The organism is Allokutzneria albata (genome assembly GCF_900103775.1).
Classification (GTDB): Bacteria; Actinomycetota; Actinomycetes; order Mycobacteriales; family Pseudonocardiaceae; genus Allokutzneria; species Allokutzneria albata.
In genome coordinates this window covers 1,352,904-1,366,703 of the sequence record NZ_LT629701.1, presented here as the reverse complement: position 1 = coordinate 1,366,703, position 13,800 = coordinate 1,352,904, and the positions used below count along the sequence as shown (strand labels likewise).

The window sequence follows — 13,800 nt, the reverse complement described above, 5'->3', positions numbered from 1 at the left end:
CACCTCCAACGGTGCCGCGCGCGAAGCCCTGTGAGCAGGGACCAAAGACCCGCCTCGGGCGCAGGACGTCACAAGCGCAGGCGGCGCAGCCAGGGGTCGATCGCCTCGCGGGGCACGACGCGGATCCGGGCGTCCACGGCCACGCAGCCGCGCGGACCGGCCAGCACCGGGTTGAGGTCCAGCTCCGCCACCTCCGGCAGCAGCTCGGCCAGCCGCGCGACCCGCAGCAGCACGTCGTGCACGGCGGCGACGTCCACCGGCTCCGCACCCCGGTAGCCGTGCAGCAACGGCGCGGAGCGCAGCGACTCGACCAGCTCCTCCGCGTCCACAGTGGTCAGTGGGACGAGCCGGAACGCGCGGTCGGCGAGGACGTCGGTGGCGACGCCGCCGAGCCCACAGGCGATGAGCGGGCCGAAACGGTCATCGGAAGTGACCCCGATCAGCAGCTCGACGCCGGGTTCGGCCATCGGCTGCACCTCCACCGCCTTCAGGCGGTTTCCGAACCGCTGCCACAGGCCCGCGGCGGACTCGGCCACCGCGTCGGCGCCGACGTCCAGCAGCACGCCGCCGACATCGCTCTTGTGCAGCACGTCATCGGCGACCACTTTCAGCGCCACCGGCCAGTCGAAGTACCGTTGCGCCGCGACGACCTGCTCGGGCGTCGAGGCCAGCACCGAGGGCACCAGCGGTATGCCGAACGCCTCCAGGACGTCGCGCACCTGGTCCGGTGCCAGCCACCCGCTCTCCGGGCAGTCCACCAGCACCGCACGCGCCGCGGTCACGTCGATGTCCGGCAAGTCGGGGATCACCCCGGGATCGCGCGAGCGCCACCGCGCGTAGCGCAGGGCGGCCCGCAGCGCGCGAGCGGCGCCGGAGGGATCGGAGTAGCTGGGCACCTTGTGCGCTCCCGCCGGGACCAGCTCGACCTGGGTTCGTTGCCCGGGTCGGACCAGGACCAGCGGCTTCGTCAGCTGCGCCGCCAGCTCGGCCAGATCACCCACTCCTTCCCCGGCGTCGCCGAGGGCGGTGGGCACGCTGATGGCGCAGACCGCGTGCACACCGGGATCGGTCAACGCCTGGCGCACGGCGTGGGCGAAGGTCTCGGCGCTGACGCCGGCCGTGGTGTCGACGGGGTTGGACAGACCGGCGTGCGCGGGCAGCACGGCACGCAGCTCACGGGTCGTCTCGTCGGCCAAGCGCGGCAGGTCGAGCTGCTGGCGGGCGAGGGCGTCGGCGGCGAGGACGCCGATGCCCCCGGCGTTGCCCACGACCGCCACGGCAGGCCCGGACGGCAGTGGCTGGGTGCGCAGCAGCGCCACGACGTCGACGAGGTCGTCGAGGTCGTCCACCACGATCACCCCGGCTTGGGCGAACACGGCGTCCCGGGTCACCGCGGGCGTCGCGGCCGCGGCGGTGTGCGAGGCGGCGGCGCGCTGCGCGGTCTCGGAGGTGCCCGAGCGGACCGCGACGACCGGGGTGCTCGCCCCGAGGTGACGGGCCAGGCGGGAGAACTTGCGCGGGTTGCCGAAGGACTCCAGGTAGAGCACGGCCAGCCGGGTCCGCTCGTCGCGGGCCCACCACATCAGCACGTCGTTGCCGCTGATGTCGTACTTGTCACCGGTGGAGACCATTGTGGACACTCCGAGGCCCAGCTGCCCCAGGCGTTCCAGCACCGCGATCCCGACCCCGCCCGACTGCGTCACCACTCCGACGTCACCGGCCGGGACCGGCGGCCGGGAGAAGCCGGCGTGCAGCGCCGCGGCGGGATCGGTGTTGATCACGCCGAGGCAGTTCGGCCCGACCAGGCGCATCCCGTGCTTGACCACGGCGGCCCGCAGCCCGTCGGCCAGCTCGGGGTGCTCGGTGATGCCCGCCGTCACCACGACCAGCGCCTTCACCCCTCTGTTCCCGCACTGCTCGGCCACGTCCGGCACGGCGCGAGCGGGAACGCAGATCACGGCCAGTTCGGGTGTCCGCGGCAGCGAGGCCACATCCGGGTAGCTCGGCAGGCCCGCCACCGTCTCCGCCTTCGGGTTCACCGGCCACAGCCCGCCGCGGAACCCGCCTTCGACCAGGTTGCGCAGCACGGCGTTGCCCACCGAGCCGGGCGAGCGGCCCGCTCCGATCACGGCGACGGACGCGGGCCGCAGGACCGAGCTCAGGCTCGCCCGGTCCGCGACCATCTCGCGGACGCGCACCGCCTCCTGGTAGGACTCGTCGTCGGTCAGCCGCAGCGTCACCGACATCGTGCTGCTGTCGCGAACGATCTCCGCGGGCAGCCCGCAGTCCGTCAGCACCTGCAGCATCCGGGCGTTGACCGCCAGCACGTCGGCGTGCAGGTAGCGCATCCCGCGCCGCCTTGCCAACGATCCCAGGTGCTCCAGCAGCAGCGTGCCGACCCCGTGCGCCTGCTCGGGGTGGGCCACCGAGACCGCGATGTCGGCGTGCTCGGGTTCGGCCATGGCGTGGTAGCTGGCCACGCCGACGAGCTCGCCGTCCAGCCACGCCCCGAGCGCGCCGAACCGCGCGTCCGCGCCGTGCCCGAACCGCCGCACGTAGTGCTCGATCACCGTGCGCGACATCGAGAAGAACCTCATGTACCGGTCCTGCGCCGGCAGGTCCTCGTGCAACGCGCGCAACGCCGGGAGGTCGGTGTCGGTCACCTCGCGCAGCAACACCGGCCTGCCGTCGGCGAGCAGCGCCCGCACCGCGGTCACGGGGCGCCCTTGGCGACGACGTGCACACGGCTGACGCCGGGCACCGTCCTGGCGAGGGCGATCAGCACGCTCTTCGCGATGTCGTCGTCGCCGGGCGGGTCCCAGTGCACGGTGACCACGCCTTCCTTCGCATCGACCTTCCACGCCTCCCAGCTGTCGGCGTAGGCCCGCAACCGGCGCCGGACGTCGGCGGCGACCGCGTCGTCGGTACGCACCATGGTCCGCACCAGGTCCTGCCTGCTGACGATGCCGAGCAAGCGCGAACCGTCCACAATGGGCATGCTGCGGACCTTGTGCTCCAACATGTGCTCGGCGATGTCGGCGACGTCGGCGCCTGCCGTCATCGCGACCACCGTCTTCGTCATCACCTCGCCGACCGTGCCCGGGGCGGCCTCCTTCTCCACGTTGCTGCCCTCCGCCCGCCAGATGTGGGCGCGCGGGTCGGTGGGGATGCGGTCGCGGATCAGATCGGCCTCGGCGACGATGCCGATCAACCGCGAGTCGTCGTCGACGACCGGGAGCGCGGCGAAGCGGTGCTTGGTCAGCACCTCGGCGGCCTCGCGCACCGAGGTCTCCGGCCGGACGCAGATCACCGGACTGGTCATGATGTCGCGAGCCCTCATGGCTTCTTCTCCTTGTCGGATAGGGGTCTCATCGCGTGCCACAGCGTGACGAGCAGGATTGCCAGCACCGGCAGGGCGTAGGGCCACATCCCGAGCAGCAACAGTCCACAGTGGAACAGCGCCGCTCCGGAAACACCGAGCACGCGCCGCCGGGCGGTCAGCGCGCACACGCCGACCGCGAGCTGGTAGGCGGCCACCAACGGCATCCAGAACGCCGGGTGCGCGCCGACCGTCACCGCCCACAGGTCGCGGACCCAGCCGGGCGCGCCCGCCCAGTCCGCGAACGCGGCGTAGGACCGCGGCGCCAGGACCACCACGAGCAGGTTGGTCAGGAACGCCAACACGAACACCACACCGGTGATCGCGGCGACCTCATTTATCCACTGTGGACGGTCAGGTTTCACCGCCGCCCCCTCAGCGCCTTGTCCGCGGCGTCGGCCGCCAGCAGGACCGGGATGACGGCCAGCGCCAGCAGCCAGCCGGTCAGGTCGGGGAAAGCTCCGCCGAGCACCGCGGGGAAGGGCGGGACGAGCAGGAACAGCAGCAGCACCACCAGCTCCGCCGCGACGGCGCCGAGCAGCAGCGGGTTGCCCCGCACTCCGGTGGCGCCCACCCACCTGGTCTCGCTGCGGCAGGCGAAGGCGTTGGCCAGCTGGCCGAGCACGATCGAGCTGAACGCGACCCCGGAGGCCAGGGCCAGGGTCGCGGGAGCGACAGGGGCGCCGGGCGTCCACCCGCTCCGGGCGAGCACGACCAGGAACGCCGCCAGCGACATGGCCGCCTCCACCGGGCCGAGCACCAGGAACACCCGCCGCAGCGTCCGCCGGTCGATCAGCGCGCCGATCCTGGCCGGGCCGCGCATGGTGCGGGGGTTGGCCGGTTCCGCGCCGAGCGCCAGGGCGGGCAGCAGGTCCGTGCCGATGTCCAGCGCGAGCACCTGCAACACGGTGATCGCGAGCGGGATCGACCCGCCGGAGAGCGCCCACAGCGCGAACGGCGCCAGCTCGGCGACGTTGTCGGTGAGGTGGTAGGTCAGGAACCGCCGGATGTTGGCGAAGGTCGCCCGCCCCAGTTCGACAGCGCCGACGATGGTCGCGAAGCGGTCGTCGAGCAGCACGAGGTCGGCGGCCTCCCGCGCGACGTCGGTCCCGCTGGCGCCCATGGCGATGCCGATGTCGGCCGCGCGCAGCGCCGGGCCGTCGTTGACCCCGTCGCCGGTCATCGCCACCACGTGCCCTCGCGTCTGGAGCGCGCGGGCGATGCGGAGCTTGTCCTCCGGGGTCACCCTGGCGACGACGACACCGTCGTGGTCCAGCAGCTCGCCGAGAGCGGCCGGGTCCCGCGGCAGGTCCTTGCCCTCCACCACGATCCGGTCCGGGCCGAGGAGCCCGACCTGCTCGGCGACGGCGCGGGCGGTGTCGCGGTGGTCACCGGTGATCATCGCGAGGCGGATGCCCGCGGTGCGGCAGCGGGTGATCGCCTCGCCGACGTCGTCGCGCGGCGGGTCCTGCAACCCGACGACGCCCAGCAGCTCCAGGTCGCGCTCGGCCTCCTCCGGGCCCTGCCCCGGCAGCGCCCCCCTGCCGCGCGCGACGGCCAGCACTCGCAGCCCTTGGCGGGCGAACTCCGCGACGGCGGCGGCGACGCCGTGCGGGACCTCCCGGCACAACGGCAGCACGGAATCCGGCGCTCCGGTGACGTGCAGGCCGTCCACGTCCGAGACCGAGGACCGGCGACGACGCGGGTCGAAGGGCAGCCGCAGTGCGGCGGGCGGGAGGGAGTCCGGCAGGCCGGCGCGCGCGGCGAGCACGTGCAGCGCGACCTCCATCGGATCGCCGAGCGGGCGCCAGTGTCCGTCGCGCAGCACCGCACGCGCGTCCGGGGAGCAGCGGCGCGCGCTGTCGGCCAGGGCTCGCACGGCGGAGAGGTCGCCGTGCACCGTCCCGTCCGGTTCGTAGCCAACACCGTCCACTGTGGATACTCCGGCCGGGGTCGTCACCCGCACGACGGCCATCTCGTTCCTGGTCAGCGTGCCGGTCTTGTCGGTGCAGATGAACGTGGTGGCGCCCAGGGTCTCCACCGCGTCGAGCCTGCGCACCAACGCCTTGCGGTCGGCCATCACCCGCGCCGCGCGAGCCAGCGACAGCGTCACCGTCGGCAGCAGGCCCTCGGGAACGAGCGCGACGGTCACACCGACGGCGAACAGGAAACCCTCGGTCGCGGTCATGCCCAGCGCCAGCGCGACCGCGAAGAAGACCACGCCGAGGGCCACCGCGACCAGGGCGACGACCTTCACCACCCGGTTCAGCCGCACGGTCAGCGGGCTGGGCGGTCGTTCGGCGCGCACCGTGAGCTCCGCGATCCCGGCGATCCGCGTCGCCTTCCCGGTCGCGGTCACGACGGCCGCGGCCTCGCCCTCGACCACGTAGGTGCCCGCATGGGCGCGGTCCTCGGCGGTCTTGTGCACCGGGACGCTCTCCCCGGTCAAAGCCGACTCGTCGACCGACAGCCCCGCGGCCGACAGCAGCAGCAGGTCCGCGCTCACCCGGTCACCCGCGGCCAACAGCACCACGTCGTCCACGACCAGGTCCGCCGCGTCCACCTCGACCCGCTTGCCGTTTCTGAGCACCACGGCGCGCTCCGGGATGAGCGAACGCAGGTGCTGGGCGGCTTGGTCGGCGCGGTACTCCTGGACGAAGGCGAACACCGCGTTGACCACCACCACGACGACGATCGCGATCGCCAGCTCCGGCATCCCGCCGATGAGGGCGAGGCCGGAGGCTAACCACAGCAGCAGCGCGAAGAAGTGCACGAGTTGCTTGCCCAGCAAGAGCAACGGCGAGCGACGGCGCTGCGTCGGCAGGACGTTGGGTCCGTGCCGGCGCAGTCGTGCGGCGGCCTCGGTGCTGCTCAGCCCGGTACGCGTGAGCGTGGTCATCGGGACCATCCCCAGTGCGCGGCGAGGCGGTTGGACACGCTGTACAGCAGCAGCGCGGTGACCGCGCCGCCCACCGCGAGCGCGATCCCGTCCCTGCCCATCGGGACCAGTCCGAGTGCGTCGCGCAGCACGGGAACGGTGAGCACGAGGACCTGCAACAGCGCGGTTCCGGCCACGGTCAGCAGCAACGCGTGGTTGCGGGTCCACCCGCGTTCGAACGGCCACCGGTGCGCGCGGACCGCGAACACCAACAGCAGCTGGGTGATCGCCGAGGTCACCAGCAGCTCGGTACGGATCTCCTCGGCGGAAAAGCCCCACCACGCCGCCACCAGGCCGACCGCGACCATGGCCGCGGCGACCTTCAGGCCGCCCATCACCAGCGCCAGCAACCGCCGCGCGGACAACAGCCGCTCCCCCGCGCGCCTTGGCGGGTCGGCCAGCGGATCACCGGGCGCGCGGTCCACGCCGAGCGCGACGGCGGGCGGTCCCTCGGTCATGAAGTTCAGCCACAGGATCTGCACCGGCAGCAGCGGCACCCCGACCGCGGGCACCAGTGCCATCATCGCCAGCACCGTCGCGACGAGCTTGACGTTGGCGGTGATCAGGTAGCTGACCACCGTGCGGATGTTGCGGTAGATCCGCCGCCCCTCGCGGACCGCGTCGACCACGGTCCGCAGGTCGTCATCGGTCACCACCAGCGCGGCGGCCTGCCTGGCGACATCGGTCCCGCCCGAGCCCGCCAGCGCCACCCCGACGTGGGCGGTGCGCAACGCGGGCGCGTCGTTGACACCGTCCCCGGTCATCGCGACCACGGCACCGGCGGCGCGATGGGCCTCGACGAGGGCGAGCTTGGTCTCCGGATCCACCCGGGCCACCACGTCCGCCTCCACCAACGCGGCAGCGCGGTCGGTGTGCCCGGCCAGCTCGGCACCGGTGACCACCCGGTCCCGGTCGATCCCGGCCTGGCCGGCGATCACCGCGGCCGTCTCGGGGTGGTCGCCGGTCACCAGCACCACGCGGATGCCCGCGCGCCGCAGTTCCGCGATCGTGCCGACAGCGCTCTCCCGCAACGGGTCGGCGAGCCCGATCACGCCCAAGGTGCGCAGCGGGAAGGACTCGACGGTGAACCGCTGCCAGTCGGGCTCGAAGCCGACGGCGCTGTGCCCTTCGGCGAGAACGAGCACCCGCAGCCCGGCCCCGGTCATGCGGTCGATCTCCGCGCTGAGCCCCGGGGCCGGAGCGCAGAGCGGCAGCACGGCCTCGGGGGCGCCCTTGACCGTCAGCACAGTCCCGTCAGCGGTCCGGTGCACCGCCGCCATCCGCCGCGTGCTCGCGTCGAACGGCTCGGTCCCGAGCAGATCCCCCAGCACGGGCTCGCGGTCCAGCGTCCGGTGCGCGCCTTCCTTGAGCGCGACGTCCACCGGGTCACCGGTCCACCCCGACGGGGTGCGGTCGGCCTCGTTCGCCCGCGCCGCGGCGAGCCACAGCTCGTCCGGCAGCACGCCCGGCGCGGGCTCGGCCGCCACCACCGCGAGCTTGCCCGTGGTGAGCGTGCCCGTCTTGTCCGTGCACAACACCGACGTGCTGCCCAGGGTCTCGACGGACTCCAACCTGCGCGCGATCGCGCCCCGCCGAGCCATCCGGTGCGCGCCGAGCGCGAGCGCCCCGGTCACCACTGCGGGCAGCCCCTCGGGCACCGCGGCCACCGCGATCGCCACCCCGGCCAGCAACGCCAGCTGCCAAGCCCCTGGATCGTTCCACCACAGCGCGGCAACCAGAGCCAGCCCGATCAGCGCCGCGGCCAAGCCCAGTTTCCGCGCCACGTCACCGAGTTCTCGTTGCAACGGCGTGCGCGGCGAACGGCCCAGGCTCGCGGCGAGCCTGCCCACCGCGCTCTGCCCGCCGACCGCGACCACCACACCGCGCCCGCCACCGCGCACCACGACGGTCCCGGCGAAAGCCGTCTCGTCGAGGTCCTTCTCCGCGGGCAGGGACTCACCGGTCAGCATCGCCTCGTCCACCGCCAGCGAGGACAGCTCGACCAGCCGCACGTCGGCGGGCACGGCATCACCCGCACGCAGCATCACGAGGTCTCCGACCACCAGCTCGGCTGCGGGCAGGCGCCGGATCCGGCCGTCGCGCTCGACCGTGGCGGTCGGCGCGGTCAGGTCACGCAAGGCGGTGATCGCGCGATCCGCCCTGGCTTCCTCGACGGCCGCGAGCACACCGTTGAGCACGACAATCACCAGGATGCCGATGCCCTCCACCACCTGGCCGAGCACGGTCATGCTCAGCACACCGGCCACGAGCAGGATCGCCGTCAACGGTGCGGTGAGCTGGAGCAGGAACCGCGCCAGCGGACGTGGCGCGCGTTCCTCGGCCACCTCGTTGGGACCGTCCCGCAGCAACCGCGCCGCGGCTTCGGCCTCAGACAGACCCAAGGTCTTCTCACGCAGCACTGTCCCGCTCACGTGGCTCTCCCAGTCTTCTCCGTCGTCCGACTCCGAGCCTCGCGCCCGCGGCCGTTGGAGTTCAGAGCCGGCAGTCCCCGATGGGCGGGACCAACGGCACTGGTCGGTGCACCGGGGTCACCGGTGCACTGAGGAGGAGCCGAGGAAAGGACAGACCCATGTGGCGCACGACACCGGCGTACCTCGCCCTTGCGCTGTCAGCCGTAATCGCCTGTGGCCAACAGGCACCGACCGGCCGGGCCTCGAACGCCCCGCCGATGACGAGCACGACCGTCCCCACCAGCTCGACGAGCACCGTGCCCGACCCGGTCGGCGCGGCGGTGCTCTCGGCTATCAGAGTGGGTTCCCACTCGGGGCACGACCGGGTGGTCTTCGAGTTCCGCGGTAGGCCGCCCACGCATCACGCGGCCTACGTCGACCGCGTGACTCGCGACGGCTCGGGCGATCCGGTGCCCCTTCAGGGCACGGCTTTTCTCCAGATCACCCTGCACGGGGCGACCATGGACAACTCGTTCCAGGAGACCGACCCGACACGGGTGCTGCGCTACGACGGCCCCCGGCGGCTCACCCCGGAGCTCCCGGTCCTGCGGGAGGTCGCCGAGGCCGGGGACTTCGAGGCCGACCTCACTTTCGGGCTCGGCTTGGCGCGGCGGACACCCGTGCGGGTCTTCGTGCTGACCAACCCGACCCGCGTGGTCGTCGACCTCGCGCAATGACCACAGTGGCCAGAAAGAGGAATCGATGAGAACCGTTGCCCACAGCGCCCTTCCCGAGGCGGAACTGAGCACGGCGGGCGCGGTGCCCCTCGGTGCCGACGAGTACGCCCGCAAGCGGCTCGCCGGGCTGGCGCGCGTCGCCCCGGCTCCGGTCGACCGCGTCCGGGTGCGGCTGAGCCGCGCGACGGGATCTGGCGACCGGTCCGCGGTCGTCAAGGCAGCGCTGCACATCAGCGGCCGCGTCATCCGGGCGCACGTCGCGGCACCGACCTTCCGCGAGGCGGTCGACCGGATGCGCGACGTGCTGCACCACCGGCTGTCGGTGCTCGGTTCGCTCCGCACGGACCCGCCGCGCCGCCGGGCGGAGCACCGCCCCGTGCGAGTCCACCGCGCCCCCGCCGACCGGGACCTGGTGCGCCGCAAGACCTACGCGCCGGAGCCGATGAGCATCACCGATGCGCGGACCGACATGGGCCTGCTCGACCACGACTTCTACCTGTTCGTCGACCGGGAGACCGGTCGGGACACCGTGATCACGCACGACGACCACGCGGTGCTGGACGCCGCCGTGGCCCCGGTGCTGCCCTTGGTCCACGCGATCGAGCGACTCGACCTCAGCAATGAGCCGTTCGTGTTCTTCGTCGACGTGGACACCGGCCGGGGCAGTCTGGTCTACCTCCGCTACGACGGGCACTACGGCCTCATCAGTCCGCACTGACACCGCACGCGGGAACGCCCTCGGGTTCATCGAATCCGAGGGCGTTCGCGGTGTTCGTCGCTCAGCGGGCGCCCGCGACCGGAACGAGCGCGGACTGCGGGCACACCACGGCGACCGGGCAGCAGGCGTGCCGGACGACGTCGCGGCTGACCGATCCCAGCACCGCGGCGGCAAGCGTTCCCCTGCGGTGCGAACCCACGACGACCATCGACGCGTCCCGCGACCGGCGCACCAGTTCCTCGGCGGGATCACCCCCGGAGAGCACCGGGATCACGCGCACGTCGGGGAAGCGCTCGGCCACCCCGGCCAGCGCCTCGGCCAGCACCCGCCGCTCCTCAGCCCGGACCAGCGAGCGCTCGGCTCGGTCCAACGGGGTGAGCCAGCAGTGCACGGCGTAGAGCGCACGTCCTGAGCACGAGGCTCCCTGGAGTGCGAACTCCAGCGCTGCCTGGGAAACCTCGGTGCCGTCCACACCGACGACGACAGGCCCGTCCTCTGGCGGGCGCTCCAGCTGCGGCACCGTGACCACCGGGGCCGCCGAGTGCCGGATCAGTTCCTTGGCGACCGAACCCAGCACCAGATCGGCGAAGCGTCCCTGGTCGTGGGTGCCGACGACCAGCAGCTCCGCGGCGCGGGACTCCTCGGCCAGCACCGCGGCGGGATCTCCGTCGGCGAGCCTGGTGGTGACGGCGAGCCCCGGGTGGGCCGTCCGGACGGTGGCCTCCACCTCGCGCAGCACCGCCTCGCCCCGGGCCCGCAGGCCGAAGACCGCGTCGGTCCCGTAGTCGACGCGCGACGCCCTCAGCCACGACGACTCCTGGCAGACGTGGACCAGGCGCAGCGGACGTCCCCGCCGCACGGCTTCCCTGGCCGCCCAGGTCACCACCGGTCTGCGGTCCGCGAACGGGGAGACCCCGACCACGATCGGCTCGTTCATCGCGGGTGCTCCGCCCACTCGTCGCTGTCGTACTCCAGCTCGTCCTGCACGTCGACCACGCCCGGCATGGCCTTGGCCAGATCCACCGCCAACTCGGCGCCGGCGCGCCCGTCGACCCGGCCGGCCAGGGTCACCACGCCGTCGCGCACCAGCACCCGCACGGTGCTCATGTCCGCCCACAACGTGCGCTCGAAGATCTCGCGCTCCAGCTCCGCGGCCAGCTCGGCGTCGGTGCGCAGGAACGGCCGCAGCAGGTCGCGCCGCGCGAGCACACCGATCAGGCGGCCACGGTCGTCCACGACGAACAGACGGCGGTGACCGGAGCGGGCCAACCGGTCCGCCGCGGTGCTCACGTCGAGGTCCGCGTCGATGGTCTCCGGCCACGCCGTCATCGCCCCGCCCACGGTGCGCGCCCGCGCCCGCTGCCGGGCGCGGCGGCGCAGCCATCCGTCGAGGGCCGTGCGGGGCCCACGCCGGCACGCCTCCTTGTCCAGCAGGTCGGCCTCCGAGACCACCCCGACCAGCACCCCGGAGGCGTCGACGACGGGCAGTGCGCTGACGCCGTGTTTGACCATGAGCCCGACGGCGTGGGCGAACGGGGTCCGAGGGGTCGTCGTGATCACGTCGGTGGTCATCACCGACCGAACAGTCGGCTTGCGCATGTCGGCCTCCCAGGGCTTCGTCTGTCCACTCAGGACGAATGGGGTTGCCGGGCGGGACCGGCCCCTGCCACCGGCCCCGCCGCGGCGGTCAGTGCTCCGTCGTGCTCACCGGGATGCGCTGCGGCTCCCCGGCACCCTTGACGGGCACTCGGACATCGAGGATTCCGTTCGTGTAAGCAGCCGTGACGTGGTCGAAGTCGGCACCCGCGGGCAACTGCACCGAGCGGGCGAAGCTGCCGTAGCGGAACTCGCTGTGCCGCTTGTCGTGCTTCTCCTCCTCGCGCTTGGCCGAGATGGTCAGCACGCCGTCGCTCGCGGTCACCTCGATGTCGCGCTCGGCGTCCATGCCGGGCAGCTCGGCCCGGACCACGTAGGTCTCGTCGTCGAAGTACTCCTCGACGTGCACCGCGTTGGCGCCGAACAGCCAGCTCCGGTCGAACAGCTCCATCAGTTCCGGAAGCACTGCCCGCGTTCCCCGACGCGTGATCGCCGTCATCGGGATCCCCTCCCTTCCTGTGGCCGGTTGACCTCCACGTCCAGCACACCCCCGCACCCCCACCGCCGACGAGAGCCCGAGTCCTCCAGCGACCGGGCCGAAAGTCCCGGCTCCCGAGCGATCACTCGATGACGTGCGCGGTCGAGGTCAGCAGCGGACGCGGGCCGAGGCGGCCTGCCGCACCCGGTCGGTCAGTTCGCACAGCGCAGGCGTGCGGTGCACGTCGAGGAGGGCGGGGCCGCGCAGGCGGCGTGCGGTTTCCGGCAGCCTCCACAGGTCGCGGACCATTCGCCGGTGCGTCCTGGCCGCGGGCTCGGCCACGTCCACCCTCTCGCCCGCTCGCAGCACGGGGACCATCAGCGCCTCCCGCCCGGGCGGCGTCGGTTCTTCGCGCAGCGCGAGCAGATCCGGCTCCGCGTCGAGCTTGGCGTCGAGCGTCCGGAACACCTGCTTCGCCCCGGGCGCCGTCACCTTGCCCGGGGACAGCTTCATGACCGGGCGCCCGTCATAGGCGACGAGCTTGTAAACGCTGTCCAGCGAGGGAGCGTCGGCGGACACACCGACCTTGGTCCCCAAGCCGTAGACGTCGACGGGCGCACCGGTCCGGGTGAGCTCCGCCAGAGCGTGCTCGTCCAGTCCGCCGCTGGCCATGACGCGCACCGAGGTCAGCCCGGCAGCATCGAGCACGCGCCGGGCCCGCACCGCGAGCCGGCCGAGGTCTCCGGAGTCCAGCCGGACCCCGAACCCGGAGTCCAGTCCGCGCTCGTCCGCGACCGCGATCGCGGAGCGGATCCCGCTCGGCGTGTCGTAGGTGTCCACCAGGAACACCGCGGCGCCGGGGAAATCGCGGGCGAACGCGGCGAACGCGGAGCGCTCGTCCGGGAACGCCTGGACGTAGGAGTGCGCCATCGTCCCGACCGGGCGCAGTCCGAACCGCCGCGCGGCGGCGACGTTGCTGGTCCCGGTGAACCCGCCGATGGCGCAGGCCCTGGCGACCGCCATCGCCGCGTCCCAGCCGTGCGTGCGCCGGGCGGCGAAGTCCACCAGCTCCGCACCGGGCGCGGCCAGCCAGCACCGCGCCGCCTTGGTGGCCACGCAGGTCTGGAAGGTGATCCGGTTCAGCAGAGCCGTTTCCACCAGTTGGGCCTGCGCGATCGGGGCGGTGACCTCCAGCAGGGGTTCCCCCGCGAACACCACCCGGCCTTCGGGCACGGCCCACACGTCGCCGGTGAAGCGCAGCGCGCCCAGTGCGTCCAGGTCCGCCGCGCTCAGGCCCAGGGCCGAGCGCAGGTAGTCCAGTTCGTCCCCGGTGAAACAGAACGACTCCAGGAAGTCGACGCAGTCGGCGAGCCCTGCGGATACCAGGAACCCCCGGTCCGGCGGCAACGCCCGTGCGAAGAGGCTGAAGGTGGCGTCCCCGGTCATCCCGTTGCGCAGATAGCTGACCGCCATCCTGATCTCGTAGAGGTCGGTGGCCAAACCCGACATGCTCGTCCTCACCCGGAACGCACAGGCCACGAAC

11 protein-coding genes are annotated in these 13,800 nt (G+C 72.9%); 2 read left to right on the top strand and 9 right to left on the bottom strand.

Annotation, left to right across the window (positions count from 1 at the left end):
- Window positions 1–68: 68 nt before the first annotated feature.
- From BLT28_RS05935 to BLT28_RS05915, 5 genes are read right to left on the bottom strand one after another with little or no spacing between them, the layout of a single operon-like run.
- The gene (locus BLT28_RS05935; RefSeq protein ID WP_030432438.1) at window positions 69–2,717 is read right to left on the bottom strand and encodes a bifunctional acetate--CoA ligase family protein/GNAT family N-acetyltransferase; all 2,649 of its coding nucleotides are present in this window, start codon (window positions 2,715–2,717) and stop codon (window positions 69–71) included.
- A complete protein-coding gene (locus tag BLT28_RS05930; RefSeq protein WP_030432437.1) occupies window positions 2,714–3,340 on the bottom strand; it encodes a CBS domain-containing protein in 627 nt (208 codons plus the stop codon). Before BLT28_RS05930 ends, BLT28_RS05935 begins: the two co-directional genes overlap by 4 nt.
- Complete coding sequence (locus BLT28_RS05925) at window positions 3,337–3,744, bottom strand: hypothetical protein (RefSeq protein ID WP_156051565.1); 408 nt, start codon at window positions 3,742–3,744, stop codon at window positions 3,337–3,339. The genes BLT28_RS05930 and BLT28_RS05925 overlap by 4 nt, the downstream gene beginning before the upstream one ends.
- On the bottom strand, window positions 3,741–6,278 hold the full coding sequence (locus BLT28_RS05920; protein ID WP_231950642.1) for a cation-translocating P-type ATPase: 2,538 nt from the start codon (window positions 6,276–6,278) through the stop codon (window positions 3,741–3,743). Before BLT28_RS05920 ends, BLT28_RS05925 begins: the two co-directional genes overlap by 4 nt.
- Window positions 6,275–8,749 (bottom strand): cation-translocating P-type ATPase, encoded by a 2,475-nt coding sequence (locus tag BLT28_RS05915; protein ID WP_081900679.1) that lies wholly within the window; start codon window positions 8,747–8,749, stop codon window positions 6,275–6,277. Before BLT28_RS05915 ends, BLT28_RS05920 begins: the two co-directional genes overlap by 4 nt.
- A 257-nt stretch (window positions 8,750–9,006) precedes the next feature.
- On the opposite strand from BLT28_RS05915, the gene BLT28_RS05905 reads away from it, so the two are divergent.
- Both BLT28_RS05905 and BLT28_RS05900 read left to right on the top strand, forming a co-directional pair.
- Window positions 9,007–9,465, top strand: coding sequence for an AMIN-like domain-containing (lipo)protein (locus tag BLT28_RS05905; protein WP_156051563.1), 459 nt, complete (start codon window positions 9,007–9,009; stop codon window positions 9,463–9,465).
- Window positions 9,466–9,490: 25 nt separating this feature from the next.
- Complete coding sequence (locus BLT28_RS05900) at window positions 9,491–10,183, top strand: ribosome hibernation promotion factor (protein WP_030432432.1); 693 nt, start codon at window positions 9,491–9,493, stop codon at window positions 10,181–10,183.
- A 61-nt stretch (window positions 10,184–10,244) separates the two neighbouring features.
- Here the strand turns inward: BLT28_RS05900 and BLT28_RS05895 are convergent, their stop codons facing one another.
- The 4 genes from BLT28_RS05895 to BLT28_RS05880 all read right to left on the bottom strand — a co-directional run bounded on the left by BLT28_RS05895 (window position 10,245) and on the right by BLT28_RS05880 (window position 13,766).
- Complete coding sequence (locus BLT28_RS05895; protein ID WP_030432431.1) at window positions 10,245–11,120, bottom strand: universal stress protein; 876 nt, start codon at window positions 11,118–11,120, stop codon at window positions 10,245–10,247.
- Window positions 11,117–11,782, bottom strand: a complete 666-nt coding sequence (locus BLT28_RS05890) for a CBS domain-containing protein (RefSeq protein ID WP_043813389.1) — start codon at window positions 11,780–11,782, stop codon at window positions 11,117–11,119. The genes BLT28_RS05895 and BLT28_RS05890 overlap by 4 nt, the downstream gene beginning before the upstream one ends.
- 88 nt (window positions 11,783–11,870) lie before the next feature.
- Complete coding sequence (locus BLT28_RS05885; RefSeq protein WP_043813387.1) at window positions 11,871–12,278, bottom strand: Hsp20/alpha crystallin family protein; 408 nt, start codon at window positions 12,276–12,278, stop codon at window positions 11,871–11,873.
- Window positions 12,279–12,425: 147 nt separating this feature from the next.
- Window positions 12,426–13,766 (bottom strand): nicotinate phosphoribosyltransferase, encoded by a 1,341-nt coding sequence (locus tag BLT28_RS05880; RefSeq protein ID WP_030432428.1) that lies wholly within the window; start codon window positions 13,764–13,766, stop codon window positions 12,426–12,428.
- Window positions 13,767–13,800 lie beyond the last annotated feature (34 nt).

Coding starts and splice junctions, on each gene's coding strand:
- BLT28_RS05930 (WP_030432437.1), bottom strand. CDS start 3,340: ATGAGGGCTCGCGACATCATGACCAGTCCGGTGATCTGCGTCCGGCCG.
- BLT28_RS05895 (WP_030432431.1), bottom strand. CDS start 11,120: ATGAACGAGCCGATCGTGGTCGGGGTCTCCCCGTTCGCGGACCGCAGA.
- BLT28_RS05880 (WP_030432428.1), bottom strand. CDS start 13,766: ATGTCGGGTTTGGCCACCGACCTCTACGAGATCAGGATGGCGGTCAGC.
- BLT28_RS05905 (WP_156051563.1), top strand. CDS start 9,007: ATGACGAGCACGACCGTCCCCACCAGCTCGACGAGCACCGTGCCCGAC.
- BLT28_RS05885 (WP_043813387.1), bottom strand. CDS start 12,278: ATGACGGCGATCACGCGTCGGGGAACGCGGGCAGTGCTTCCGGAACTG.
- BLT28_RS05920 (WP_231950642.1), bottom strand. CDS start 6,278: ATGACCACGCTCACGCGTACCGGGCTGAGCAGCACCGAGGCCGCCGCA.
- BLT28_RS05900 (WP_030432432.1), top strand. CDS start 9,491: ATGAGAACCGTTGCCCACAGCGCCCTTCCCGAGGCGGAACTGAGCACG.
- BLT28_RS05890 (WP_043813389.1), bottom strand. CDS start 11,782: ATGCGCAAGCCGACTGTTCGGTCGGTGATGACCACCGACGTGATCACG.